The organism is Hydrogenophaga sp. UC242_53, assembly GCF_042696965.1.
GTDB lineage: Bacteria > Pseudomonadota > Gammaproteobacteria > Burkholderiales > Burkholderiaceae_C > Hydrogenophaga.
In genome coordinates, this window is record NZ_CP170552.1 from 3,420,523 (window position 1) to 3,446,249 (window position 25,727).

24 protein-coding genes and 3 pseudogenes are annotated in these 25,727 nt (G+C 69.7%); 14 read left to right on the top strand and 13 right to left on the bottom strand.

Annotated elements, in window-relative coordinates:
• Window positions 1-16 precede the first annotated feature (16 nt).
• Together ACFJI0_RS17260 and ACFJI0_RS17265 are read right to left on the bottom strand one after the other, a co-directional pair.
• Window positions 17-1,355: pseudogene (locus ACFJI0_RS17260) on the bottom strand (M16 family metallopeptidase).
• A 17-nt stretch (window positions 1,356-1,372) separates the two neighbouring features.
• A pseudogene (locus ACFJI0_RS17265) lies at window positions 1,373-2,790 on the bottom strand (M16 family metallopeptidase).
• Between the two features lie 89 nt (window positions 2,791-2,879).
• Between ACFJI0_RS17265 and ftsY the strand changes: the two are divergent.
• The 5 genes from ftsY (at window position 2,880) to ACFJI0_RS17290 (ending at window position 7,170) form a co-directional block, all read left to right on the top strand.
• Complete coding sequence (gene ftsY, locus ACFJI0_RS17270) at window positions 2,880-3,908, top strand: signal recognition particle-docking protein FtsY (RefSeq protein ID WP_382321390.1); 1,029 nt, start codon at window positions 2,880-2,882, stop codon at window positions 3,906-3,908.
• 59 nt (window positions 3,909-3,967) lie between these two features.
• Window positions 3,968-4,807 carry an undecaprenyl-diphosphate phosphatase gene (locus tag ACFJI0_RS17275; protein WP_382321392.1) on the top strand — a complete coding sequence of 280 codons (840 nt, stop codon included), beginning with the start codon at window positions 3,968-3,970 and terminating at the stop codon, window positions 4,805-4,807.
• A complete protein-coding gene (locus ACFJI0_RS17280) occupies window positions 4,804-5,124 on the top strand; it encodes a hypothetical protein (RefSeq protein ID WP_382321394.1) in 321 nt (106 codons plus the stop codon). Before ACFJI0_RS17275 ends, ACFJI0_RS17280 begins: the two co-directional genes overlap by 4 nt.
• 7 nt (window positions 5,125-5,131) lie before the next feature.
• On the top strand, window positions 5,132-6,271 hold the full coding sequence (locus ACFJI0_RS17285; RefSeq protein ID WP_382321396.1) for an FAD-dependent oxidoreductase: 1,140 nt from the start codon (window positions 5,132-5,134) through the stop codon (window positions 6,269-6,271).
• Between the two features lie 110 nt (window positions 6,272-6,381).
• The gene (locus tag ACFJI0_RS17290; RefSeq protein ID WP_382321398.1) at window positions 6,382-7,170 is read left to right on the top strand and encodes a DUF4399 domain-containing protein; all 789 of its coding nucleotides are present in this window, start codon (window positions 6,382-6,384) and stop codon (window positions 7,168-7,170) included.
• 4 nt (window positions 7,171-7,174) lie between these two features.
• Here the strand turns inward: ACFJI0_RS17290 and ACFJI0_RS17295 are convergent, their stop codons facing one another.
• The 9 genes from ACFJI0_RS17295 to ACFJI0_RS17335 all read right to left on the bottom strand — a co-directional run bounded on the left by ACFJI0_RS17295 (window position 7,175) and on the right by ACFJI0_RS17335 (window position 15,377).
• Window positions 7,175-7,882, bottom strand: coding sequence for a haloacid dehalogenase type II (locus ACFJI0_RS17295; RefSeq protein ID WP_382321400.1), 708 nt, complete (start codon window positions 7,880-7,882; stop codon window positions 7,175-7,177).
• 5 nt (window positions 7,883-7,887) lie between these two features.
• Window positions 7,888-8,271 (bottom strand): RidA family protein, encoded by a 384-nt coding sequence (locus ACFJI0_RS17300; RefSeq protein WP_382321402.1) that lies wholly within the window; start codon window positions 8,269-8,271, stop codon window positions 7,888-7,890.
• Window positions 8,272-8,292: 21 nt separating this feature from the next.
• Window positions 8,293-9,369, bottom strand: coding sequence for a selenide, water dikinase SelD (selD, locus tag ACFJI0_RS17305; RefSeq protein ID WP_382321404.1), 1,077 nt, complete (start codon window positions 9,367-9,369; stop codon window positions 8,293-8,295).
• Between the two features lie 50 nt (window positions 9,370-9,419).
• Window positions 9,420-10,421, bottom strand: coding sequence for an L-histidine N(alpha)-methyltransferase (gene egtD / locus ACFJI0_RS17310; protein WP_382321406.1), 1,002 nt, complete (start codon window positions 10,419-10,421; stop codon window positions 9,420-9,422).
• Window positions 10,422-10,431: 10 nt separating this feature from the next.
• Window positions 10,432-11,760, bottom strand: coding sequence for an ergothioneine biosynthesis protein EgtB (gene egtB, locus ACFJI0_RS17315; RefSeq protein WP_382321408.1), 1,329 nt, complete (start codon window positions 11,758-11,760; stop codon window positions 10,432-10,434).
• Window positions 11,761-11,764: 4 nt separating this feature from the next.
• Window positions 11,765-12,898 carry a PQQ-dependent sugar dehydrogenase gene (locus ACFJI0_RS17320; RefSeq protein WP_382155238.1) on the bottom strand — a complete coding sequence of 378 codons (1,134 nt, stop codon included), beginning with the start codon at window positions 12,896-12,898 and terminating at the stop codon, window positions 11,765-11,767.
• 73 nt (window positions 12,899-12,971) lie between these two features.
• The gene (locus ACFJI0_RS17325) at window positions 12,972-13,559 is read right to left on the bottom strand and encodes an NnrU family protein (RefSeq protein ID WP_382321410.1); all 588 of its coding nucleotides are present in this window, start codon (window positions 13,557-13,559) and stop codon (window positions 12,972-12,974) included.
• A gap of 82 nt (window positions 13,560-13,641) precedes the next feature.
• Window positions 13,642-14,610, bottom strand: coding sequence for a DMT family transporter (locus ACFJI0_RS17330; RefSeq protein WP_382321412.1), 969 nt, complete (start codon window positions 14,608-14,610; stop codon window positions 13,642-13,644).
• Window positions 14,607-15,377: a FadR/GntR family transcriptional regulator gene (locus tag ACFJI0_RS17335; RefSeq protein WP_382321414.1), complete on the bottom strand. Its 771-nt coding sequence runs from the start codon at window positions 15,375-15,377 to the stop codon at window positions 14,607-14,609. Before ACFJI0_RS17335 ends, ACFJI0_RS17330 begins: the two co-directional genes overlap by 4 nt.
• A 141-nt stretch (window positions 15,378-15,518) precedes the next feature.
• On the opposite strand from ACFJI0_RS17335, the gene ACFJI0_RS17340 reads away from it, so the two are divergent.
• The 8 genes from ACFJI0_RS17340 to ACFJI0_RS17375 all read left to right on the top strand — a co-directional run bounded on the left by ACFJI0_RS17340 (window position 15,519) and on the right by ACFJI0_RS17375 (window position 23,112).
• The gene (locus ACFJI0_RS17340) at window positions 15,519-16,328 is read left to right on the top strand and encodes an NAD-dependent epimerase/dehydratase family protein (RefSeq protein WP_382321416.1); all 810 of its coding nucleotides are present in this window, start codon (window positions 15,519-15,521) and stop codon (window positions 16,326-16,328) included.
• Window positions 16,329-16,342: 14 nt separating this feature from the next.
• Window positions 16,343-17,248 carry an SMP-30/gluconolactonase/LRE family protein gene (locus tag ACFJI0_RS17345; protein WP_382321419.1) on the top strand — a complete coding sequence of 302 codons (906 nt, stop codon included), beginning with the start codon at window positions 16,343-16,345 and terminating at the stop codon, window positions 17,246-17,248.
• 76 nt (window positions 17,249-17,324) lie between these two features.
• Complete coding sequence (locus tag ACFJI0_RS17350; protein WP_382321422.1) at window positions 17,325-18,287, top strand: TRAP transporter substrate-binding protein; 963 nt, start codon at window positions 17,325-17,327, stop codon at window positions 18,285-18,287.
• A gap of 72 nt (window positions 18,288-18,359) precedes the next feature.
• The gene (locus ACFJI0_RS17355; RefSeq protein WP_382321425.1) at window positions 18,360-18,848 is read left to right on the top strand and encodes a TRAP transporter small permease; all 489 of its coding nucleotides are present in this window, start codon (window positions 18,360-18,362) and stop codon (window positions 18,846-18,848) included.
• Complete coding sequence (locus ACFJI0_RS17360) at window positions 18,839-20,128, top strand: TRAP transporter large permease (RefSeq protein WP_382155221.1); 1,290 nt, start codon at window positions 18,839-18,841, stop codon at window positions 20,126-20,128. Before ACFJI0_RS17355 ends, ACFJI0_RS17360 begins: the two co-directional genes overlap by 10 nt.
• Window positions 20,129-20,150: 22 nt before the next feature.
• Window positions 20,151-21,122 (top strand): Bug family tripartite tricarboxylate transporter substrate binding protein, encoded by a 972-nt coding sequence (locus ACFJI0_RS17365; protein ID WP_382321427.1) that lies wholly within the window; start codon window positions 20,151-20,153, stop codon window positions 21,120-21,122.
• An 8-nt stretch (window positions 21,123-21,130) separates the two neighbouring features.
• Window positions 21,131-22,042: a 5-dehydro-4-deoxyglucarate dehydratase gene (gene kdgD / locus ACFJI0_RS17370; RefSeq protein ID WP_382321429.1), complete on the top strand. Its 912-nt coding sequence runs from the start codon at window positions 21,131-21,133 to the stop codon at window positions 22,040-22,042.
• A 5-nt stretch (window positions 22,043-22,047) separates the two neighbouring features.
• Window positions 22,048-23,112: an aldose epimerase family protein gene (locus ACFJI0_RS17375; protein WP_382321431.1), complete on the top strand. Its 1,065-nt coding sequence runs from the start codon at window positions 22,048-22,050 to the stop codon at window positions 23,110-23,112.
• Here the strand turns inward: ACFJI0_RS17375 and ACFJI0_RS17380 are convergent.
• Both ACFJI0_RS17380 and ACFJI0_RS17385 read right to left on the bottom strand, forming a co-directional pair.
• Complete coding sequence (locus tag ACFJI0_RS17380) at window positions 23,102-23,590, bottom strand: hypothetical protein (protein ID WP_382321433.1); 489 nt, start codon at window positions 23,588-23,590, stop codon at window positions 23,102-23,104. The two genes, ACFJI0_RS17375 and ACFJI0_RS17380, sit on opposite strands and share 11 nt — an antisense overlap.
• A 64-nt stretch (window positions 23,591-23,654) precedes the next feature.
• Window positions 23,655-24,533 carry an NUDIX hydrolase gene (locus ACFJI0_RS17385; protein ID WP_382321435.1) on the bottom strand — a complete coding sequence of 293 codons (879 nt, stop codon included), beginning with the start codon at window positions 24,531-24,533 and terminating at the stop codon, window positions 23,655-23,657.
• A 189-nt stretch (window positions 24,534-24,722) separates the two neighbouring features.
• Here ACFJI0_RS17385 and rpoH point away from each other — a divergent pair.
• Window positions 24,723-25,671 (top strand): annotated as a pseudogene (rpoH, locus tag ACFJI0_RS17390) (RNA polymerase sigma factor RpoH).
• Window positions 25,672-25,727 lie beyond the last annotated feature (56 nt).

Below are 25,727 nucleotides of genomic sequence, written 5' to 3' on the forward strand. Positions count from 1 at the left end.
GCGAGCTTACGCGACCTCAGGGTTGCGCACCCACCACCACGGTGACCATGCGGTCGGGCTGCAGCACGCGCGCGAAGGCCCGCTGGATGTCGGCCACGCTCAGGCGCTCGATCTCCTTCGTCCAGGTGTCGAGATAGTCCAGCGGCAGGTCGTTCCAGGCGATGTTGGCCGACGTTGTCCAGCAGCTTGCGGTTGCTGTCGAGCCGCAGGGCTTCGCCGTTGATGAGGTAGTCCTTGGCGGCCTGCAGCTCGGCCTCGGTCGGACCCTTGGCGACGAAGTCGCGCACCACTTCTCGCACCACGTCCACCGCCTGCGCCGCCTGGTCGGGCCGCGTGGTCAGGGCGATCTGGAAGGCGCCGGCCTGGCGCGCCGTCAGGAAGTAGCTGGACACACCGTAGGTCAGCCCGCGCTTCTCGCGCACCTCCGTCATCAGCCGCGAGACGAAGCCACCACCGCCCAGCACGTAGTTGCCCACGTAGAGCGCAAAGAAGTCGGGATCGGCGCGGGCCACGCCGGGCTGGCCGATGAGCACCTGCGCCTGCGCGGCGGCAAAGGGCAGGCGCTGATCCAGGGCCTTCGCCAGCGGCTGCACGGGCGGCAGATCGGGCAAGGCCGAACACCCATGCGGCTGCACGGCCGCCATCAACCGGCCCACGATGCGGTCGGCGGTGGCGCGGTCCACCGCCCCCACCATCGATACCTGGGCGCGGCAGCTCACCACATGGCGGCGGTAGAACGCGCGCATGTCGGCCACCCGGATCGCGTTGAGGGTGCTGGCATCGGCCCGGAACCCATAGGGATGGTCGCCATACACGGCACGGCCGAACGCGCGGCTGGCCTGCGTGCCCGGTCGATTCTCGGCCTCCTTGAGCGCGGCCAGCAGGCGTTCGCGGTCGCGCTGCCACACGCGCTCGGGCCAGGCGGGTGCGGCCAGCTGGCGCGCGGCCAATGCCACCGCGCGGTCGAGCAGATCGGGTTCGGTCAGGGTGCGCAGTGAAACGCTGAAGCGATCCAGGGTGATGCCGGCACCGAATTGAGCGCCCAGGTCGGCCCAGGCCTCGCTGAGCTGGTTCTCGTCGAGCGCGGGCAGTCCGGGCTGCGCGGCCACACCGCCCGAGAGCAGCCCGGCGGTCGCGCTTGCCAGGCCGGCCTGGGCCGCGGGATCGCGGCGCCGGCCGCCATCGAAATCGATCTGCACATCCAGCATGGGGATCGAGGGACTGGCAATGAGGTGCACGCGCGCGCCGCTGGCGTGCGTCCACTGTTCGATGGGGATGGTGGCCCGGGCGGTGCCCAGGATGCTCAGCAAGAGCAGGGCCGGCAGGGTTCGGCGCAGCAGGGTGAACAGGGTCATGGTGTACGCGGCTCGCTTCAGTGGCGCGTCAGCGCGGGCCGAGGACCGGCCGGGGCCGCAGGAGCCGCTTCGCGGCGCGAGGGATCGGGCACCAGCACGCCGGTGCTGAGCTGTTCGTCGGAGAAATAACGCTGTGCCACCGACTGCACCTGGGCCGCCGTGACCGTGCGCAGGCGGGCCATCAGGCGGTCGCCCGCGTCCAGGCCCATGCCGTTGATCCAGTAGCCACCCAGCTCGCGCGCCTGGTTGCGCGGACGGAGTCGAGCTTGTAGATCTCGCCAGCGGTCCACTGCGTCTTCACACGCTGCAGTTCCGCTTCCTGGATGCCTTCGCGGGCGATGCGCGCCACCTCGGCCTTGAGCGCGGCCGAGGCCATCTCGGTCGTCACGCCGGCCGAAGGCACCGCCGTGAGCATGAAGAGCTGCGGGCCCCGACCCATGAGGCCGTAGGACGAGCCCGCGCTGTCGGCCAGCCGCTTGCCGCCCGTGCCCACGCCCTGCACCAGCGCGCGGTCCAGGCGCGCACCATCGTAACCGTCGAGCACGGCCGAGAGCACGGTCAGGGCGAGGGCATCGCGGTCGGTCTCGTTGTCCACCTCGGCGCCGCGCCACTGCGGCACCTTGTATGCCAGCGCGACCAGGGCCTGGTCGGCCACGGCGCGGTACTCGAGCCGGCGCGGCCCCGCCTGGGCGGGCTCCTCGCGCGGCTTGCGCGCGGGCACGGCCGCGGCGGGCAACGCGCCGAAGTGTTTCTCGGCCAGCGCGCGCACCTGCGCCACGTCCACGTCGCCCGCGATCACCAGGGCGGCGTTCGCCGGCACGTACCAGCGGCGGTAGAACGCGCGCGCGTCGTCGGGCGTCATCGCCTCGATGTCGCTCATCCAGCCGATCACGGGCCGGCGGTACGGATGGGCCTGGTAGACCATGGCGTTGAGCGCCTCGAACATGCGGGCGCGCGGCGACTCTTCGGTGCGCTGGCGCCGCTCTTCCTTGATCACCTCGATCTCGCGCTTGAACTCGTCGTCGTCCCACTGGTTGCGCGCGAAACGATCGGCCTCCAGCTGCATCGCGGTCTCCAGGCGGCGCGCGGGGATCTGCAGGTGGTAGGCGGTGGCGTCGCGCGTGGTGAAGGCGTTGTCCATGCCGCCGAAGGCGGCCACGCGGCGCGAGAACTCGCCCGCCTTGATGTCGGGCGTGCCCTTGAACATCATGTGCTCCAGCGCGTGCGCCACGCCGCTGGTGCCATCGACCTCGTCCATGGCACCCACGCGCACCCACAGCATCTGGACCACGGTGGGTGCGCGGCGGTCGGGCCGCACGATCAGCGTCAGGCCATTGGCCAGCGTGAATTGCTGCGCCAGGGGTGCCTGGGCGGTGCTCGGTGGAGGGGAAACCGGGGTGGCGGGCGACTGGGCCAGCGCGGTGCCGCCCGCCATCGCCAGGACCATCAGGAGTGCAGAACAGCGCTGCTTGGTCAGCGGCATAAGGCGTTTCATAGAATGCAATGGATTCTAGAGTTGGAAAAATGTTCTCGTTCTTTCGCAAAAAAGCCCCCACCCCGCCCACGCCCGCCCTGCCAGAGGCCCCCGCGCCCTCGCCTGCGGCGCCCGCGCCAGCCGCTGCGGCACCCACGCCGGCTGCGCCCGCGGCCGCGCCGCGCCAGGGCTGGCTGGACAAACTCAAGGCCGGCCTGCGCAAGACCGGCTCGGGCATCGCCACGGTGTTCACCGGCACCCAGATCGACGATGCCCTTTACGAAGAACTGGAATCGGCCCTGCTGATGGCCGACACCGGCGTGAAGGCCACCACCCACCTGCTCAGCGACCTGAAGCGCCGCGTGAAGGAAAGCAAGACCACCGACCCGGCCGCCGTCAAGGGTCTGCTGGCGGATGCCATCGCCGACCTGCTCGCCCCGCTGCAGAAGCCGCTGGTGATCGGCGAGCACAAACCCACCGTGATCATGGTCGCGGGCGTCAACGGCGCGGGCAAGACCACCTCCATCGGCAAGCTCACGCGCCACCTGGCCGACAGCGGCGCCTCGGTGCTGCTCGCGGCGGCCGACACCTTCCGCGCCGCCGCGCGCGAGCAGCTGGCTGTCTGGGCCGACCGCAACACGGTGGAAATCATCACCCAGCAAGGCGGCGACCCCGCCGCCGTGAGCTTCGACGCCGTGACCGCCGGCAAGGCGCGCGGGCGCGACGTGGTGCTGGTGGACACCGCCGGGCGCCTGCCCACGCAGCTGCACCTGATGGAAGAGCTGCGCAAGATCAAGCGCGTGGTGCAGAAGGCCGATGCCGGCGCGCCGCATGAAGTGCTGCTGGTGATCGACGGCAACACCGGCCAGAACGCGCTCATGCAGGTGAAGGCCTTCGACGAGGCGCTGCAGCTCACCGGCCTGGTCATCACCAAGCTCGACGGCACCGCCAAGGGCGGCGTGCTCTGCGCGATCGCGCGCGAGAAGCCGGTGCCGGTCTACTTCATCGGGGTCGGCGAGAAGCTCGAAGACCTCGAAACCTTCGACGCGCGCGAATTCGCGCAGGCCCTGCTGGCCTGAGCCCCTCGGGCAGCGCATCCCTATACTTCGCGCACCATGCCGCATTGCCTGCCCCACCCATGAGCCCCACCACCGCCTGGCTCGAAGCCGCCTTCCTGGGCCTGATCCAGGGCCTGACCGAATTCCTGCCCATCTCGTCGAGCGCGCACCTGCGCATCATCGGCCCGCTGCTGCCCTCGGGCGGCGACCCGGGCGCGGCCTTCACCGCCATCACCCAGATCGGCACCGAAGCCGCCGTGCTGCTGTACTTCCGGCACGACATCGTGCGCATCTTCCTCGCCTGGTGGGCCTCGCTCACGCAACCGGCGAAGCGCCAGGACCCCGACGCGCGCATGGGCTGGCTGATCATCATCGGCTCGGTGCCCATCGTGGTGCTGGGCCTGCTGTTCAAGGACGCGATCGAAGGCTCGCTGCGCAACCTCTACATCACGGCCACCATGCTGATCGTGTTCGGCATCATCCTGGGCGCGGCCGACCGCTACGGCCGGCGCGAGCGCCCGCTGAACCAGCTCACCTGGGGCCACGGCCTGCTGTTCGGCCTGGCCCAGGCGATGGCGCTGATCCCCGGTGTCTCGCGCTCGGGCGGCACCATCACCGCCGGCCTGCTCATGGGCTACACGCGCGAAGCGGCCGCGCGCTACTCGTTCCTGCTGGCGATTCCCGCCGTGATGGGCTCGGGCTTCTACCAGCTGCTGCGCAGCTGGCAGCACGGCAGCCCGGTCGCGCCCGGCCCCACCGCCCTGGCCACGCTGATCGCCTTCGGCGTGGGCTATGGCGTGATCGTGGTCTTCCTCAAGCTGGTGTCCACGCGCGGCTACATGGCCTTCGTGTACTACCGCATCGCGCTGGGCCTGCTGGTCTTCGGCCTGCTCGGCGCCGGCATCCTGAGCGCCCATTGAACACCCTCCTGCTCATGACCGGCCCAGCACCCACCACGACCGGGTTCTGGGGCCGGCGTTGGCAGGGCCAGGTCGCCTGGCGCACGCTGTTCTGGCGCGACATGCTCGCCGTGGGCAGCGTCATCAACCTGTGCACGGGCTTCGCGGCGCTGATGCTGGTCTCGCAAGGCCAGCCGATCGCCTGGGCCCTGGCGGTGCACTTCGCTCCCCTGCCGTACAACAGTTTCCTGCTCGCCTCGCTCTGGCGCACGCCCGGGCGCCCCGCGCCGGTGAAGCTCGCCGGCTGCGCCTGGTTCGCGGCCATGCTGGTGGTCTGAGGCAGCCATGCACCACGGCATCAAGAAACTCCTGTTGCTCGGTGCCGGCCAGGCCCATCTGCAGGTGTTGGCGCGCCTGGCGCGGCACCACCCGGGCAACCTGGACGTGATCCTGCTCACACCGTTCGCGCACCACACCGGCCAGGGTTGTCTGCCCGGCTTCATGACTGGCCAGCACACGGCGGACGAAGGGCGCGTCGCGCTCGAGCCGCTGGTGCGCGCGGCCAGCGCGCGCTGGCTGCAGGGCCGCTGCACCGGGCTCGATGTGGCGTCGCGGCAGGTGCAGGTCGCGGCCACGGGCGGCGCGCAAGGCGTGCCGGCCACGCTGGGCTACGACCTGCTGTCCATCGACACCGGCACCGTGCCCGACCGCGCCTGGCTCGACGCCGAGATGCCGGGCGCCAACCACCATGCCCTGCACCTGAGCCCCATGGAGGCCTTCGTGGCGCTGTGGCCCCAGGTGATGGCACTGGCGCAGCAACAGGCCGTCTCGGTGGCCGTCGTGGGCGCCGAGGCCGATGGCATCGAACTCGTGTTCGCGGCCGAACAAGGCATCCGCGAACACGGCTTGCCGGGGGCCCGCTTCACGCTCATCACCGGGGGTAACGAGGTCGGCACCGACCTGCCACCCGGCGTGCGTCAGCGCGTGCTGCGCCAGCTCCGGCGCCGCGGCATCACCGTGCTGCGCGAGGCCTGCGTGGGCATGAGCGAAGGCCAGGTGCACCTGGGCAATGGCGCCCGCCTGGCCTGCGACGTGCCGCTGCTGGCCATGGGCGTGCGCACCCCCACCTGGTTGCCCGCCAGCGGCCTGTCGCTCAACGAAAGCGGGCAGGTGTCGACCGGCCCGACCCTGCAAAGCACCAGCCACCCGCAGGTGTTCGCCACCGGCAGCGTGGCCGCCCGCGTGGATGGGGCGCCTGGCGACATGCACGCCGGCGCGGCATTGGCCCACAACCTGCTGGCCGCGCACGAGGGCACCGCGCTGCGCGCCCTGCCCCCCTCGCGCCCGCGCATGGCCCTGCTCGCCTGCGGCACGGGCCACGCCATCGCGAGCTGGGGGCCGCTGACCCTGGCCGGCGGCTGGGTCTGGGGCTGGAAAGACCGAATCGACCGCGGTTTTCTGGAACAGCACCGCGTGACACGTTGATGACGGCCCCGCCAGGCCCCGGCTCCTGGCGATGCCCACACCCCCCCGGGTATGGGCCGGATTGGATAGACTTCGCGACGGCGTCCCCGCCCACCACCGATCCGCCCGCCATGCGCGCCTCCACCCGACTTGCCTCTCTCCTCCTCGCCGCGGCCGCGTTGCTGCCCGCCCTCGCGCAGACCCCACCCGGCACAACCCACCCCTGGCAAGCCGCGCCGCCGCGCCTGACGGCCGAGGCCTACTTCACCAACCTCAAGGACGGCGACCGCATCGAGACGCCCTACCTGCTCAAGTTCGGCCTGTCGGGCGGCTGGGGCCTGGCGCCCATCGCGCAACCGGGCCGGGCCAAAAGCGGACACCACCACCTGCTCGTCAACCGCGACCTGCCGCTGAACTTCAAGGAAGCGCTGCCGTTCAACGACCAGTACATCCACTTCGGCAAGGGCCAGATGGAAACCGTGCTCACCCTGGAGCCCGGCACCTACACGTTGCGCATGCTGCTGGCCGACCAGAACCACCTGCCCCACTTCGTCTACAGCAAGCCCGCCACCATCACGGTGACCAAGAAGAACCCGACCGATCCCAAGACGCTGTCGGTCAAGGGCGTGGCCCTGCAGTTGGAGGGCCCGGTGGTCAAGCGGCCGTTCCGGGTGCAGTTCCACGCCTCGTCGCTCAACGTGGCCCACCAGTCGCAGCGCCTGCCCGAGACCGGGCACTTCCGCCTGACCATCTCGCCCGCATCGGGCGCCCCGGTCGTGATGGATTTCGTCGAAGGGCAGACCGAGGTCTGGCTCTCGCCGCCACCGGGAAGCTACGGCCTCAAGCTGGAGCTGCTGGACAACATCGCACCCGGCAAGGCGCTCACCGACGCGGTCAGCGCCAGCGTGCGCGTCGAATAAGGCCCTAGCAGCCCAGCTGATCGGCCAGGTGCCCGAAATCGCGGGCGTGCCAGGTGTTGGCCGCCACCGGCGACACGTCCTTGGGCCGCGCGGCGCCGAACTCCAGTGGTCGTTCCACATAGGCCGTGGCCAGGCCGCAGGCGCGCGCGGCGGCCAGGTCGTCTTGGTGCGCCGCCACCAGCATCACCTGCTCGGGCCGCAGGCGAAACACCGCCACGGCCCCCAGGTAGGCGCGCGGGTCGGGCTTGTAGGCGCGGAACACCTCGGCCGACAGCACGCAGTCCCAGGGCAGGCCGGCGCGCTTGGCCATGTTCGTGAGCAAGCCGATATTGCCGTTGGACAGCGTGCAGATGGTGTGGCGTGCCTTCAGCCGCTGCAGCCCAGCCACCGCGTCGGGCCAGGGGTCGAGCCGGTGCCACACGCGGTTGAGGTGATCGCGCTCGGCCTCGCTCAGGTGGGTCAGGCCGAAGCGGGGCAGCAACGCCTCCAGCACCATGCGGTGCAGGTCGTCGATCAGCGTCCAGCCCAGCTCGCCCGAGCGCACGCGCTGCATGGCGGGCTGGTAGCCCGCGCGCCAGGCGGTGGCGAAGGCATCGGCATCAATCTGCGGGTACAGCGCCTGCACCTCGCGCACGATGCTGCCGTGCCAGTCGACCACGGTGCCGAAGACATCGAAAACCAGGACGGGCGTGGTGGTGGACAACGGGGTCATGGTGTTCAGTGCGCCTTGAGGGCCGTGACCTCGACCTCGATCTTCATGCGCGGGTCCAGCAGGCCGGCCGACACCATCATCGCCGCGGGCCGTGCCCGGCCCAGGTGCTTGCGCAGCACCGGCCAGCAGGCCTCGAACAGCGAGGCGTCGGGCAGCACGTAGTTGACACGCACCACGTCGTCCAGGCTCGCCCCGGCCTGCTGCAACGCGGCCTGAATGTTCAGGAAACACTGCTCGGCCTGCTGCACCACGTCGTCCGAGATGCCCATGGTGGTGTAGTCGAAACCCGTGGTGCCCGAGACGAAGACCCAATCGCCCGCGACCACGGCGCGCGAGTAGCCGATCTGTTCCTCGAAGGGCGAACCGGAGCTGATGTGCTGTCGTTGCATGGTGTGAGGTCCCTTGTTCATTCAATCCACCCGCAGGCGCGCGCCGTCGGCGCTCGACGCCACGACCTCGCCGATCTCGGCCGCCGCGCCGAAGCCGTGGCGGTGAAACACGGCCAGCACGTCGGCCACGGCCTCGGGCGCGCAGGCCACGAGCAGGCCGCCGCTGGTCTGCGGGTCGCTCAGCAGCGCCTGGTCCACCGGCTGCAGGCCGGCACCCAGCCGCACCTCATGGCCGTAGGCGGCCCAGTTGCGCCCCGAGGCCCCCGTGACCATGCCGGCCGAGGCCAGGCCGCGCACGCCTTCGATCAGCGGCACGCGGGCCATGTCCACGCGCACCGTGGTGGCCGAGCCGCGCGCCATCTCCAGCGCATGGCCGGCCAGGCCGAAGCCCGTCACATCGGTCAGCGCGTGCACGCCCTCCAGCGCGGCGAGGTCGGGGCCGGCGGTGTTGAGCTTGGTGGTGTGCTCGATCATCTGCGCGTAGCCCACGGCCGGCAGCGCATCCTTCTTGAGCGCGGCCGACAGCACGCCCACGCCCAGCGGTTTGCCCAGCACCAGGCGGTCGCCCACGCGCGCGTCGGCGTTGCGCTTGACGCGTTTCGGGTGCACCAGGCCCAGCGCGACCAGTCCGTAGATGGGCTCGACGGAATCGATGGTGTGCGCACCCGCGATCGGGATGCCGGCGGCCTGGCACACGCTCTGGCCACCCGCCAGGATCCGGCCGATGGTCTCGGTGGAGAGCACGTTGATCGGCATGCCCACCAGCGCCAGCGCCATGATGGGCGTGCCGCCCATGGCGTACACGTCGCTGATGGCGTTGGTGGCGGCGATGCGCCCGAAGTCGAAGGGGTCGTCGACGATGGGCATGAAGAAATCGGTGGTGGCGATCAGCGCCTGCTCATCGTTGAGCTGGTAGACCGCCGCGTCGTCGGCGGTCTCGATGCCGACCAGCAGTTCCTTGGGGATGGGCATCGCGCTGGTGCCCTTGAGGATGTCGCTGAGCACGCCGGGCGCGATCTTGCAGCCGCAGCCACCACCGTGCGAGAGGCTGGTGAGGCGGGGTTCTGCGCGGGGGGATGAGGAGATGGGAGTGGTCATGCCGCCATTGTGCGGCAGCCACCGGCCTCACCGAAACCGAGGCGAACGGATCAGGCCGGCGCCCAGAACACACTGAACCACCCATTGGCGTCCGTCCAGTGCCGGGGCGCGCCGAAGCCGGCTTCGCGCAGCAGCGTCTCGAAATCCTCGGGTATCCACTTGTACGAATTCTCGGTGTGCAGGCGCTCGCCATCGGCGAAGCGGCGCTCGCCGCCGGGCCAGCGCACGGTCTGCGCGCCGATGGATTGCAGGTGCATCTCGATGCGCGATTCGTCCGCGTTGTACAGCCCCACGTGCTGCCACGCGGCGGGCGCGAAGTCGGCGGCGAGCAGGCGGTTCACGTGCCGCAGCAGGTTGCGGTTGAAGGCCGCGGTCACGCCCAGCGCATCGTCGTAAGCAGGTTCGAGCACGGCGCGCGGTTTGACGCGGTCCACGCCGATCAGCAGGCCGCCGCCGGTGCCGCCGGCTTCGCACACCGCGTGCGCCTGGCACAGCAGGGCCAGGGCCTCGTCGGGCAGGAAGTTGCCGATGCTGGAGCCGGGGTAGAACACCACGCGCGGCTGCTGCGCCAATGCGCGTTCGCTCAGCCAGGTGGTGGCGTCGGCGCCCAGCGCGAAGCGCGTGGAGAAGTCCATGCCCAGGCCGAGCATGGGCAGGTCGGCGTGGCGCTGCTGCAGGGCCGCGAGCGTGTCGCGCAGGTAGTCCACCGAGATGTCCACCGGCACATAGGCCGAGGGCTGCAGCACGGGGAACAGGCGCGCGGCCTTGGCGCAGCTGCCTGCGCCCAGATCGACCAGCACCGCGCCCTCGGGCACGTGGCGCGCCATGTCGGCGCCATGCTCGGCGAACACGGCGGCCTCGGTGCGGGTGGGGTAGTACTCGGGCAGTTCGGTGATGGCATCGAACAGGCGCGAGCCCAATGCGTCATAGAAGAACTTGGGCGCGATGCGCGCCGGTGTCGCCAGCAGGCCGGCAATGAGTTCCGGGTGCGTGGCGCCGGGGCGCGGGTGGTGCAGCTGGACAAAGTGCGGCGCCTGGTCGATGTATCGCATGGGAAGTCTCCTAGGCGCTTCGCGCCAGCCGCAGGCCGCTGAACTGCCAGCGCGCGTCGGTGGGGAAGAAATTGCGGTAACTGGCGCGCAGGTGCGACGCCGGCGTGGCGCACGAGCCGCCGCGCAGCACGTACTGGTTGATCATGAATTTGCCGTTGTACTCGCCGACCGCGCCTTCGGCGGGCTGGTAGCCGGGGTAGGCGTTGTAGCTGCTGCTGGTCCACTCCCACACGTCGCCGTACATCTGCAGCAGGCCGTCACCGGCGGCGCGCGCGGGCAAGGGATGCAGCGCACCGCCTTCCTGCAGGTTGCCCTGCACGGGCAGCCCGGCCGCCGCGGCCTCCCATTCGGCCTCGGTGGGCAGGCGGGCGCCCTGCCACTCGGTGTGCGTGGCGACGGCCCAGCGCGCGAAGGCGTCGGCCTCGAAGTGGCTGATGTGCGTGACCGGGGTGTGCGGGTCCAGCGGCGCTTCACCATGCAGCGTGAACACGGTGGGCAAGGCCGCGGAGGCTTGCGACGGCAGCGTCCAGTACAGCGGCGCGCGCAGGCCCTGGGCCCGCACCCAGTCCCAGCCGGCGGCGAGCCACCAGCGCGGCTCGGTGTAGCCACCGTCCTGCACGAAGGCCCACCACTCGCCGTGCGTCACCTGCCGGTTCATGAGGGCGTAAGGCTCCAGCCACTGGCGATGGCGCGGCAGCTCGTTGTCGAATGCGAAGCCCTCGCCCGCGTGGCCGATCTCGACCAGGCCACCGGCTTGCTCGACCCAGCGCGGCGCCACCGTGGTCACGGACACCAGCGGCCAGTGGCGCTGGTAGACCGGGCGCAAGGGGTTGATGGACAGCAGGTGCTTCACGTCGGTGAGCAGCAGTTCCTGGTGCTGCTGCTCGTGGTGCAGGCCGAGTTCGATTAGGCGCAGCGCGTCCGCGCTGTCGGTGTGTTCGATGACGTGGGCGATGCGCGCGTCCACCTGCTCGCGCCACTGCCACACGGTGGCGAGGTCGGGCCGCGTGAGCAGGCCGCGCTGCGGTCGCGAGAAGGGTTCGCCGACGCCTTGGTAGTAGCTGTTGAAGAGCACGCGGAACGCGGGGTCGAACGGCTTGAAGCCCTGCTCGAAGCGTTCGAGCACGAAGGTCTCGAAGAACCACGTGACGTGCGCGAGGTGCCATTTGGTCGGGCTGGCATCGGGCATGGACTGGGCCTGGCAGTCCTCGGGCGAGAGCGGCGCGGCGAGCGCGCGGCTGCGTTCGCGCACCGATGCGTAGTGGCGCGCGAGCCCCGCGCGGTTGGGCCGTGGGTCGGAAGAACGCTGTGGGGCAACCGGTCGGGGCGTGGGGTTCATGGTGTCAGCTTCCGGGCTTGAGCCGCAACAGCTGGCCGTCGCGGTCGTCGGTGAGGAGGTAGATGAAGCCGTCCGGGCCCTGGCGCACGTCGCGCACGCGCTGGGCCAGTTGGGGCAGCAGTTTTTCTTCGCGCGCCACGCGGTCGCCGTCCATCACGAGGCGCACGAGGTACTGGAACTTGAGCGAGCCCACCAGCAGGTTGCCCTGCCAGTCCTTGCCATAGGGGCCGCCTTTCACGAAGGCCATGCCCGAGGGCGCGATGGAAGGTTTCCAGTACAGCAGTGGCTGCTCCAGACCGTCCTTGCTGGTGAGGCCGTCGCCGATCTGACCGCCGCCGTAGTTCTCGCCGTAGGTGATGACGGGCCAGCCGTAGTTCTTGCCGGCGTCGGTGCGGTTGAGTTCGTCGCCGCCCTGCGGGCCGTGTTCGATGGTCCAGAGGCGGCCATCGGGGCCGATCGCCGCGCCCTGCACGTTGCGGTGGCCCAGGCTCCAGATCTCGGGCAGGGCGCCGGCGCGGCCGATGAAGGGGTTGTCGGGGTGCGCGCGGCCATCGGGGCGCACGCGCACCACCTTGCCATGGTGGTTGTCCAGCGTCTGCGCATCGGCCATGCGCTGGAAACGGTCACCAAGGGCCAGGAACAGGCTGCCATCCTCGGCCTGCGCGATGCGGCAACCGAAGTGCAGCCGGCTGCTCACCTTGGGTTGCTGGCTGAAGATGACTTTCACGTTCTCCAGCGACCGGGCATCGGCCGAGAGGCGCGCCGAGGCCAGCGCGGTGGAGTTGCGCATGCCCATCGCGCCGGGCTCGGCGTAGCAGAAGTGCACCGTGCGGTTGCGCGCGAAGTCGCGGTCGGTCACCAGATCGAGCAGGCCGCCCTGCCCCACCGCGTCCACGTCGGGCACGCCCTTCAGGGGCTCACCCACGCGGCCGTCGGTGCCGATCACGCGCATGCGGCCGGGCCGCTCGGTCACCAGCATGCGGCCCTCGCCGATGAAGGCCACCGCCCAGGGGTTGTGCAGGCCGCGCGCGACGACTTCGGTGGTGACAGCGGGCGCTTGTGCATGCGCGGCAGGGGCAAGCAGCGTGCCCAGGAGGGCGCACAGGGGCAGCAGGGGGGCGGTGAAGGGACGGGTCATGGTGGTGTGGAAGGGATGGCGGAAAAAGAGGCGGCAAGGCGGTTGGTGCGCGCGAACCGCTCAGGGTTCCCCGTCAGCCGCCCATGGGGCGCACGCCGAACAGCCAGGCGTGGGCCCAGAACACGAAGAGGAGGTAGACCGCCAACCCGCCGACCAGGGCGATCGCGTCGTTGGCCGTGCTGCCGGGCAGCGCGGGCGGGCTGCGCAACAGGCCGGCCGCCGCGCGGCGCTTGACCGAGATGCGGTCGGCCACGGCCCAGGCCAGAAAACCGCCGAACAGCAGCACATCGGCCAGCGTGCCATTGGCCAGCAGGTGGGCCAGCGCCCAGCACTTCACGGCCAGCAGCATGGGGTGTTTCGCCGCGCGCTGGATGCGCCCGGGCAGGTAGGCCGCGAACAGCAGCACGAACACCGGCAACATCAGCAGCAGCGCCAGGTGGCGCAGGCCGGTGGGCGGCGTGTAGAGCAGCACCGGGGCCTGGCGCGCGAGGCCGTAGCCCCAGACGATCAGCGCCAGGCCGACGAAGGAGACCAGCGCGTACGCGCCCTTGTAGCCGCCTTCGCCCATGCGCCCGGCCAGCGCGTCGCGGCCTTGCGGCGAAACGATGGACACCGAGTGCACACCCAGGAACAACACCAGGCCGATGATCAACCACGTCATGACAACCCCTTTGGCTGGTGCGGCACCAGACCACCCGGCGCCGCGTTGGCGAAAGGGCACTGTAGCGCCGCTGGCGCGGCGGTCAACCCGCCGGGGTGGTGGCGCTGGCCGGTGGGCGCCGGTCGGTGGTGACGAGCCAGATGCCGCCGCACACCAGCAGCAGGGCCACGGCATTGCGCCAGGCCAGGATCTGCTCGCCCAGGAACAGCGCGGAGAGCAGCGCGCCGAACACCGGAATGAGGAAGTTGAACACCGAGACCATGCCGACGCGGTTGTATTTCAGCAGCGCGGCCCACAGCGCGAAGGCCACCGCCGAGAGCACGGCCATGTAGAGCAGCAGCACGGCCGGCGCAAGCGACATGCCGTGCAGTGCGCCGCCGAAGGCGTGGCCCGCCAGCAGCAGCGCCAGGCCGCCGATGGCCAGCTGGTAGCCGGTCATGACCATGGCGTCGATCCGCTGCGACAGGCGCTTGCCGTAGATGCTCGCGGCCGAGAGCACGAAGGCCGCGATGACGATGAAGCCCTCGCCCAGCAGCGTGAAACCCGCGTCCAGCCCCTGGCCGCCGCTCCGCAGGTTCACCGCCATCACGCCCGCGAAGCCCACCAGACAGCCCAGTGCCTTGCGGTGGTCCAGCCGGTCGTTGTGGTAGATGAAGTGCGCCAGGAGCACGCTGAAGAAGGTGCCGGTGGCGTTGAGGATGGACGCCTTGACGCCGGTGGTGTGGGCCAGGCCGACGTAGAAGAACACGTATTGCAGCGAGGTCTGCGCCAGGCCGAGCAAGGCGATGCGCCCGATGCTGGCGCGCGGCAACGCGAACACCGGCCGCCCGATGGCGCGCGCGATGCCGAGCAGCAGCACGCCGGCGAGCAGGAAGCGCCAGCCCGCGAACACGAGTTGCGAGGCCGTGTCGTCGCGGCCGATGGCCAGCAGCGCATAGCCGCTCTTGATGGCCGGGTAGGCGCTGCCCCAGAGCAGGCAGCACAGGGTGGCGAGCAGCACCACGTTGCGTGGCCGGCTGAAGAAGGCCGCGCCGCCGAGGCGGTCCGTCATGCCGGGCTGTCGGGTTGGGCGCGGCGCAGGCGTTCGCGGCTGTTGGAGAGGTGCAGGCGCATGGCCTGGCGAGCGGCCTCGGGCTCGCGCAGGCGGATCGCGTTGTAGATGCTCTGGTGCTCGCCGTGCACGCGCCGCAGGTAGGCCAGGCGGCCTTCGGGCGCGCTGCTGGCGGTGTTGAGGCGGGTGCGCGGAATGATCATCGTGCCCAGGTAGGTCATGAGGTCGGCGAAGTGGCGGTTGCCGGTGGCGCGCGCCACTTCCATGTGGAACTGGAAGTCCGAGGGCACGGCGTCGGAGACGTCGTCGATGGAGGCCTCGAAGGCCGCGAGCGCGGCGGCCATGTTGTGCAAGTGGCCGTCGTCGCGGCGCTGCGCGGCCAGGCTCGCGGCCTCGCTCTCCAGGCTGATGCGCAGCTCCAGCAGCGAGATGACGTCGGCCACGGTGGCGAAGTCCTCCGGCGCGACGCGGAAGTTGCTTTGCTCGGGCGGCGCCATCACGAAGGTGCCGATGCCGTGGCGCGTCTCCACCTGGCCCGAGGCCTGCAGGCGCGAGATGGCCTCGCGCACCACGGTGCGGCTGACCGCGAAACGGGCCATCAGCTCGGATTCGGTGGGCAGCTTGTCGCCCGTCTGAAGGCGGCCTTCGCGCACATCGGCCGTCAGCGTATCGACGATTTCGGGCACCAGGCCGCGCTGCCGGCGGGGGCGCGGTGGCGGCGCTGCCATCGGCATCGCCTCGTCTCCTAGGGTTTTCACGGGGAGCATTGTTTTTTCCTTGACACGCCATTGTGGCGTTCACACAATTCGCCCAAGTTGTCTGACAACCGACAACAGACAACAAGATGGACGGACTGTAGCAAACCCCTCGCGAAAGTCCAAGCCCTTCGAGACAAGACCGCACACACCATGGACGTCATTCTCAAAACCCACCACCGCCTGCTGCTCACCGGCGCCGCCGGCGGCCTGGGCACCGCCCTGCGCAATCGCCTCAAGCGCAATTGCGAAGTGCTGCGCCTCTCGGACCGCGCCGACCTGGGCTCGGCACAGGCCGGCGAGGAAATCGCGCTGGCCGACCTGGCCAACGCGGAAGAGGTCGACGCCATGGTGAGCGGCTGCGACGCCATCGTGCACATGGGCGGCATCTCGGTGGAGGCGCCCTTCGCCGCCATCCTGCAGGCCAACATCCTGGGCGCGTACCACCTGTACGAGGCCGCGCGGCGGCACGGTGTCAAGCGCATCGTGTTCGCCAGCTCCAACCACGTGACCGGCTTCTACAAGCAAAGCGAGACCATCCACGCCGACCACCCGGCCCGGCCCGACGGCTTCTACGGCCTGAGCAAGGCTTTCGGCGAGGACTTGGCGCGCCTGTACTACGACCGCCACGGCATCGAGACCGCCTGCGTGCGCATCGGCTCCTCGTTCGCCGAGCCCAGGGACCGCCGCATGCTCGCCACCTGGCTGAGCTTCGACGACCTGCACCGCCTCATCAGCGCCTGCCTGAGCACGCCGGTGCTGGGCCACAGCATCGTGTTCGGCATGTCCGACAACGCCGTGACCTGGTGGGACAACAGCCGCGCGCGCCACGTGGGCTACGTGCCCCGGGACACCTCGGACGTGTTCCGCGAGGCCGTCTTCGCGCGCACCAGCGCACCCGACCTGAACGACCCCGCCGCGATCTACCAGGGCGGTGGCTTCGTCAAGGCCGGCCCGTTCTGAACGGCACGCCCACCATGACCACGCAGGCCGAACTGGTGCTCGACGCGCGCAACGGCGTGGGCGAGAGCCCGGTGTGGGACGCGCAGCGCCAATCCCTGTTCTGGCTGGACATTCCCGGCCGCGCGCTCTGGTGCTGGAACGCGGCCACCGGGCAATCGCGCCAGTGGGCCACGCCCGAGATGGCCGGTTGCATGGCGTTGGCCGCCGGCAGCGAAGCGACGCCGCACGGCCGCTGGGTGGCCGCCATGGAAACCGGCGTGGCGGTGCTCACGCCGCAGGACGACGGCACGCTCACCCAGGAAGCGCGCGCCCGCGTGCGGCACCCGCAGGGCGGCATGCGCTTCAACGACGGCCGCTGCGACCGCCAGGGCCGGCTGCGCGCCGGCACCATGGTGATGGACATGTCGCTGGCCGCGCCCGCGGGCAGCCTGTACGCCTTCGACGGCGCCGCGCTGCGCGCGCTGCAGGGCGGTTTCATCACGCCCAACGGCATGGCCTTCAGCCCCGATGGCAAGACCATGTACCTCTCGGACTCGCACCCCAGCGTGCAGACCATCTGGGCCTACGAGTACGACACCGACAGCGGCACGCCGCACCACCCGCGCGCCTGGGTCGACATGAAGGCCCTGCCCGGCCGGCCCGATGGCGCGGCGGTGGACGAAGACGGCGGCTACTGGATCTGCGGCAACGACGCCGGCCTGGTGCACCGCTTCACGCCCGACGGCCGGCTCGACCGATCGCTCGCCGTGCCGGTGAAGAAGCCCGCCATGTGCGCCTTCGGCGGCAGCGGGCTCGACACCTTGTTCGTCACCTCCATCCGGCCCGGTGGCGACCTGTCCGACCAACCGCTGGCGGGCGGCGTGTTCGCGCTGCGCCCCGGCGTGCGCGGGCTGCCCGAACCCACCTGCACGATTTTCTGAGCCCTGCATTCCCACAAGAGGCCCCCAGGCCCAAGCCCCTGTTTTCAACCACCCAACCGAAAGCGCTGAGGACGACATGAACATCAAACCCCTCCTGACCATCGTGGCCGCCTGTGCCGCCCTCGCGGCCCAGGCCACCGAGTTCCGCTCGGCCGACACGCACAACGCCGACGACTACCCCACCGTGGCCGCCGTGAAACACATGAGCGAGCTGCTGGAGAAGAAGAGCGGCGGCAAGCACAAGATCAAGGTCTTCAACAAGCAGGCACTGGGCAGCGAGAAGGAAACGATCGACCAGGTGAAGATCGGCGCGCTGGACTTCACGCGCGTCAACGTGGGCCCGATGAACGCCATCTGCCCGCTGACCCAGGTGCCGACCATGCCCTTCCTGTTCAGCTCCATCGCGCACATGCGCAAGTCGCTGGACGGCCCGGTGGGCGACGAGATCCTCAAGAGCTGCGAGTCGGCCGGCTTCATCGGCCTGGCCTTCTACGACAGCGGCGCGCGCTCCATCTACGCCAAGAAGCCGATCAAGACCGTGGCCGATGCCAAGGGCCTGAAGATCCGCGTGCAGCAGTCCGACCTGTGGGTCGCGCTGGTCAGCGCCATGGGCGCCAACGCCACGCCCATGCCGTATGGCGAGGTCTACACCGGCCTGAAGACCGGCCTGATCGACGCCGCCGAGAACAACATCCCCTCGTTCGACACCGCCAAGCACGTCGAGGCCGTGAAGATCTATTCCAAGACCGAGCACTCGATGGCGCCCGAGATCCTGGTGATGTCCAAGGTGGTCTACGACAAGCTGCCCAAGGCCGAGCAGGACATGATCCGCGCCGCCGCCAAGGAGTCGGTCGCGTTCGAGCGCCAGAAGTGGGACGAGCAGGAAGCCAAGTCGCTCGCCAACGTGAAGGCCGCCGGCGCCGAGATCGTCGAGGTCGACAAGAAGTCCTTCCAGGCCGTGATGGGCCCGGTGTACGAGAAGTTCATGACCACGCCGGACATGAAGCGCCTGGTCAAGGCGATCCAGGACACCAAGTAAACGGCGTCCTCTTTTTCCATCCCTCTCCTCCAGCCCTCGTCCGCTCCGGCGGGCGGGGGAGCAAGGTTTCCCATGTTCACCAAATTGTGTGCCGGCTTGTCCAAGCTGTGCCTGATGCTGGCCGTGGCCGGGCTGATCGCGGTCGTCCTGTGCGTGCAGTGGCAGGTGATCGGCCGCTACGTCTTCAACGACACGCCCACCTGGGCCGAGGCCCTGGCGATGCTGCTGGTGCTCTTCGTCACCGCCTTCGGCCTGGCCGTGGGCGTGCGCGACGCGGGCCACATCGGCCTGGAATCGCTGGTGAGCCTGCTGCCCCTGCGCTGGCAGCGCCGCATCGAGTACGTGATCCACGCCCTGGTGGCGGTCTTCGGCGCGCTCATGGTGCAGAGCGGCTGGCTGTGGATGACCGCCAAGTGGGGCGAGAAGAAACCCATGCTGCCGGTGCCCGACGGCATCGACTACCTGCCCATCGTGATCGCCGGCGCGCTCATCGTGCTGTTCTCGATCGAACACATCGTCGCGCTGATCCGCGGCACCCTCGTGGAGCCCGCATGGAACTGACTGTCCTGGGGTTGAGCTTCACCCTGTTCCTGATCCTCGGCGTGCCGGTGGCCTTCGCCATCGGCCTGTCCTCGGTCGCCACCATCCTCGTGGCCGGCCTGCCGGTGGCGGTGGTGTTCCAGAAGATGGTCGGCGGCATGCAGGTGTTCAGCTTCCTGGCCATCCCCTTCTTCGTGTTCGCCGGTGAGCTGATGCTGTACGGCGGCATCGCCGACCGCATCGTGCGCTTCGCCAACAGCCTGGTGGGCCACGTGCGCGGCGGCCTGGGCATGAGCAACGTGGTGGGCTGCACGCTGTTCGGCGGCGTGGCCGGCTCGCCGCTGGCCGACGTCTCGGCCATCGGCTCGGTGATGATCCCGCTGATGAAGAAGGAGGGCTACGACGCGGACTACGCGGTCAACGTCACCACCCACGCCTCGCTGGTCGGCGCCATCATGCCGACCTCGCACAACATGATCATCTTCACGCTGGCCACCTCGGGCATCGCCTCGGTGAGCGTGCTCAGCCTGATCCTGGCCGGCCTGATCCCGGCGCTGATCCTCACGATCTGCAACCTGGGCGCGGCCTACTACGTGGCCGTCAAGCGCGGTTACCCCACGCACGGCAAGTTCCCCGGCTGGGGCGAGGTGCTGCGCGCCTTCGGCGCCGCGCTGCCGGGCCTGCTGGTGATCGTGATCATCCTCGCCGGCATTCTCTCGGGCGCGTTCACCGCCACCGAGTCGGCCTCCATCGCGGTGGCCTGGGCATTGGCGATCACCGTGCTGGTGTATCGCACGCTGTCCTGGCACAACTTCCTGAAAGCCTGCGCCAAGGCCTGCAAGACCACCGGCGTGGTGCTGCTGCTGATCGGCATCTCGGCCGCCTTCGGCTACTTCATGGCGCTCTACGAAGTGCCGCAGCTCACCGGCGAACTCATGAAGTCGGTGTCGGACAAGCCCTGGGTGATCTTCCTCATGATCAACCTGCTGCTGTTCGTGCTCGGCACCTTCCTGGACATGGCGGCCACCATCCTGATCTGCACGCCGATCTTCATGCCGATCGCGATGCAGTTCGGCATGGACCCGACGCAGTTCGGCATCGTGATGCTGATCAACTGCGCGCTCGGTCTCAACACCCCGCCCGTGGGTTCGGTGCAGTTCGTGGGCTGCGCCATCGGCGGCATCTCGGTCGGCCAGGTGATGCGCACCATCGCACCGTTCTACGGCGCGCTGGGCATCTGCCTGATGCTGGTCACCTACGTGCCCGCGTTCTCGCTCTGGCTGCCCGGCCTCGTGAAGTAAACCCCTTCAAGGAGAGATCACCATGTCCATCAACCGCCGACAGCTGCTCGCCTCGTCCGCCGCGCTCGCCGTGACCGGCCTGCCCGCCGCGCACGCGCAGGGCTTTCCGAACAAGCCGCTGAAGATCATCGTGCCCTACCCGCCGGGCGGCTCCTCGGACATCATCGCGCGCGCCATCAGCCAGCCGCTGTCCGACAGCCTGGGGCAGCCGGTGATCGTGGAGAACCGGCCTGGCGCCAACGGCAACCTGGGGGCCGATCTGGTGGCGAAATCCGCGCCCGACGGCCACACCGTGCTGCTGTGCGACGTGGGCGCGCTGGCCATCAGCCCGGCGGTCTACACCAAGCTCTCGTTCGACCCGAGCAAGGACCTGCGCGGCGTGACCATGCTGGCGTACTCGCCGCACATGCTGGCCGTGCACCCCTCCGTCAAGGCCAACAACCTCAAGGAACTGGTGGCCCTGTCCAAGACCACCGACCTGAACTTCGCGGTGACGGCCGTGGGCAGCGCGCCGCACGTGGCCGGCGTGGCCGTGGAGCGCGCCACCGGCGCCAAGTGGACCTATGTGCCCTACAAGGGCGGCTCGCAGGCCGTGACCGACACGGTGGCCGGCCAGACCCAGGTCATCATGAACGGGATGCTGGCGACGCTGCCGCACGTGCAGAGCGGCCGGCTCAAGGTGCTGGGCATCTCCAAGAAGACGCGCATGCCGCTGGTGGGCGAGGTGCCGACGCTGGCCGAACAGGGCGTCAAGGACTTCGAGTCCGGCACCTGGCAGGGCGTGCTGGTGGCCAACGGCACACCGGCCGCGCTCATCGCGCGCCTGAACGCCGAGCTGATCAAGGCCATCCGCAGCCCCGACGTGCGCGCCCGCCTGACCGGCCAGGGCGCCGAGGTGGTGACCATGCAGTCGGCCGAGCAGGACCGCTTCTTCGACGCCGAACGCAAGCGCTGGGGCGCGGTCGTCGCCGAGGCCAACATCAAACTGGACTGAGCTGCCCCGTGAACCCCCAGGAACTCCAATCCATCGTCGGCAGCGGCCTGCTGTCCTTCCCCTTGACCGACTTCGATGCGCAGGGCGACTTCAACGCCCGAGGCTATGCCGAGCGCCTGGAGTGGCTCGCGCCCTATGGGGCCAGCGCGCTGTTCGCCGCGGGTGGCACCGGCGAGTACTTCTCGCTCTCGGGCGCCGAGTACAGCGAGGTGGTGGGCACCGCGGTGACCACCTGCCGCGGCAAGGTGCCCATCATCGCGGGCGCGGGCGGGCCCACCCGCACCGCCATCGCGCACGCGCAGGAGGCCGAGCGCCTGGGCGCGCACGGCGTGCTGCTGTTGCCGCACTACCTCACCGAAGCCAGCCAGGCCGGCCTGATCGCCCACGTGGAGCAGGTCTGCAAGAGCGTGGACTTCGGCGTGATCGTCTACAACCGCAACGTCTGCAAGCTCACGCCCGACTCGCTCGCCATCCTGGCCGGGCGCTGCCCCAACCTGATCGGCTTCAAGGACGGCATCGGGGACATCGAGCTCATGATGTCGATCTACCTGAAGATGGGCGATCGTTTCTCCTACCTGGGCGGCCTGCCCACGGCCGAGGTGTACGCGGCGGCCTACAAGGCGCTGGGCACCCCGGTGTACTCGTCGGCGGTGTTCAACTTCATCCCGAAGACGGCGATGGCCTTCTACGAGGCGGTGCGCCGCGACGACCACGCCACGCAGCACCGCCTGCTGAAGTCCTTCTTCATGCCCTACCTCGACATCCGCAACAAGGGCGCTGGCTACGCGGTGAGCATCGTGAAAGCCGGCGCTCAGATCGTGGGCCGCGGCGCCGGCCCGGTGCGCGCGCCGCTCACCGACCTGCAGCCCGCCGAGCGCGAGCGCCTGGGCGAGCTGATTCACGCGCTCGGCCCACAATAGGGCCGATGAACCCTGCCGCATTCCCTTATCTGCTCGACCCGGCGCGCTTCCAAGGCGAAGTGGACGGCCAGCCCACCGCCCTCTTCTTCCTGCGCAACGCGCGCGGCATGGTGGTGGCGATCACCAACCTCGGGGCCAAGGTGCTGCAGATCGTCGTGCCCGACCGCTCGGGCGCGCTGGACGACGTGGCGCTGGGCTACGACCAGCTGGCCGACGTGATCACCGGCTCACCCTCCATGGGCGCTTTCGTGGGCCGCTACGCCGGGCGCATCGGCGGCGCGCGCTTCACCCTCGATGGGCACGAGCACCACCTCACGCCCAACGCGGGCGCGCACTGCATCCACGGCGGGCCGCGCGGCTCGCGCCACCGCGTGTTCGACGCCACGCAGACCGACGCCCAGACCCTGCAGCTGCACCACCGTTTTCTCACCGCCGAAGACGGTTTCCCTGGCACCCTGGACCTGCAGCTGACCTACCGGCTCGACGACGACAACGCGCTGGTGCTCGAACACACGGCCACCGCGCTCGACGCACCCGGCCCCGCGAGCTTCACCAGCCACATCTACTTCAACCTCGACGGTGTGGGCCAGGGCCAGCGCATCGACGGCCACGTGCTGCAGGTGCCCGGCTCGCGCGAGGTGCTGGCCACCGGGGCCGACGGCATCGCCACGGGGCCCCAGGTCTCGCTCGACGGCCACCCGCAGGACCTGCGCACGGCTCAGGTGCTGGGTGATTTGCCCGACATCGACCTGAGCTACGTGCTGGAACCCCTGCCCACATCCGCCGCACGCCCGTGCGCGCAACTGCGCAGCGACACCAGCGGCCGCACCCTGGCCGTGTGGACCACCGAACCGCTGCTGCAGGTGTACACCGCCGGCCAGCTCGGGGTGGCGGAGCGCCCCGACCTCGGCAAGTGGGGCGTGCGGCACCGGCCCCGCTCGGCCGTCTGCCTGGAGCCCCAGCATTTTCCCAACGCCCCCAACTGCCCGGCGCTGCCGCAGAACACCGTGGCGCCCGGCCGGCCTTACCGCGCCACCACGGTCTATCGTTTCGGCACGGTCAACGATTGAACACCGGCTCCCGTCGGACGCACTCCGGCGGCTCGCCATAACCCGCTGAGCGCACCACGTTCTCCAGGGAGATCTCGACCTGGAACCAGCGGCAGAACGGGTTCACGAAGCGGTAGCTCCAGACCATGCCCCGCTCCCGCCCCAGCCCTTGCACCTCGCCCGGGCGCCCCAGCCTGGCGCGAACCTCGTCGGCGCTCATGCCGGGGTTGATCTGGGTGAAACGTGCCTCGGTCAGCACCTGCTCCGAGCGGACCACGCGGCCCGAGGCATCGAGGTCCACGAACCAGGTGTGCAAGCCATAAGGGCCACGGGGATATTCCAGCCGGGTGCCCCCGTCGATCTGGCGCGTGGTTTCCGGCGGACCCATCCGCGCCACGACCTGGTCGCGGTTCTGGCCGGCCATGTCGGCCGTCGGTCCGTAGCCGGCGCACGCGCTCAGGAAGGCCGCACCGATCAAACACCACAAGCGCAAACGCATGGACAGCTCCTGTTCGGTGGCTCAAGCCATTTCGATGGTTTTCAGGGAGGCGAGTTCCTGCCGTTCAGCCCAGCAGCGCGGCCAGGCCGTTCTCGGGCTCGAAGCGCTGGTTGCGGTGCAGCAGGCGCGTCGGGCCGGGCCAGACCCGGGTGGCGATGCTGTGCCTCGGGTCGCCGGGATAACAGATCACGCGCCGGCCGTCCTCGTCGAACGGCTCGGGCTCGATCAGCGAGGGCGGGCGGCTGCGCGCCGTGGCCAGCACCTGCGCCACGTCGGCCAGGCGGCTGAGCTCGCTCAGGCTCATGATCTGCGGCGGCGCCAGGTCGATCTCGCCGGCCCAGTAGCGCTCCAGGCCAGTGCGCGGCGAGAGCCACACGGCTTCCGTCGCTTCGTGGGCGCAGTGCTCCACCGTCTGGTCATCGGGTGCCACGGCCACGAAGAAGCGTGTGTCGAAGCGCTTGTTGGTCACCGAAGGCACGCGCGGCGTGACCCAGCGCGACCACGGCAGCACACACGCCGTGGGGATGGGCAGGCCCTGGGCCTGCAGGGCGGCAGCGAACGCGATGCCGGTGGCCGTCTGCTCGCGCACGGGCTGCACGTGCCTGGCGCCGTTCGCCTGGCCCAGCAGCAGGCCGCATTCCTCGAAGGTCTCGCGCAACGCCGCCACGTGCAGGCCCAGGGCCGTGTCCACATCCAGGCCGAGTTCGCCCAGCCCAGCGAGGCAGGTGGTGGCGGGGCGGTCCAGCGCCGCTGGGTCGGTCTGCCGGTCGGCCGCGTCCAGCTTGCCACCCGGGAAGACATGCACGCCACCGAGCACGCCCGAATTGCCGTGCCGGCGCACGAGCAGCACCTCCAGGCCAGCGGGCCCGTCGCGCACCACCATCACGGTGGCAGCGGCCACGGGCGGGGTGAGCACTTCGTCGGAATTGATGGCAATGGGCATGGACCGATTGTCGGTGCACGGGCCAAGGCCTGCAGTCGCCGTGGCGCAACCTCCAAAAATGAATACCTTTTTACGAACTGAATGGCAGTGAATGCAAAACCGCACCCGGCCAAGGGCAAGGAACTTCTGCTTTAGCACTCGCTCCTAGAGAGTGCTAATATTCTTAGCAGACACCTGAGGAGGGTTCACATGTCCCACACGCTTGCTCCTGTTGCCACCGCCACCACCGGCTCGATCGCCGTGGCGAATCCGTGGGCGCTCGTGCCGCCCCTGGGCAACCTGGACGCCTACATTTCCGCGGTCAACCGCCTGCCGCTGCTCACGCTGGAGCAGGAGCAGCAGGCCGCCCGCCGCCTGCGCGACGACAACGACCTGGACGCCGCCGGCCAGCTGGTGATGTCCCACCTGCGCCTGGTGGTGTCGATCTCGCGCCAGTACCTGGGCTACGGCCTGCCCCATGGCGACCTGATCCAGGAAGGCAATGTCGGCCTGATGAAGGCCGTCAAGCGCTTCGACCCCGACCAAGGCGTGCGCCTGGTGAGCTACGCCATGCACTGGATCAAGGCCGAGATCCACGAATACATCCTGAAGAACTGGCGCATGGTCAAGCTGGCCACCACCAAGGCCCAGCGCAAGCTGTTCTTCAACCTGCGCTCGCGCAAGCAGGGCTTCCGTGCCGATGCGGTCGATGGCGACACCCACCGCGAGGTGCTGTCCGACAGCGAAGTGGGCGTGATGGCCCGCGAACTCAACGTGAAACCCGAAGAAGTGCGCGAAATGGAAACGCGCCTCTCCGGCGGCGACGTGGTGCTGGACCCGGCCCCGGGCGACGACGGCGAAGACAGCTTCGGCCCCATCGCTTACCTTGCGGACGCCACCCACGAACCCACCGCGGTGCTCGAATCGGCCCAGCGCGATGCGCTGGCGCACCGAAGGCGTGGCGCGCGCCATGAGCGAACTCGACGAACGCTCGCGCCGCATCGTGAGCGAGCGCTGGCTCAAGGTGAACGACGACGGTTCGGGCGGCATGACGCTGCACGAACTGGCGGCCGAGTACGGCGTGAGCGCCGAACGCGTGCGCCAGATCGAGGTGGCGGCCATGAAGAAGATGCGCAAGGCGCTGGCCGCTTACGCCTGATCCACGACCCCCATTGCCACCACGGCCCCGGCGGTTTCGCGACCCCGGGGCTTCTT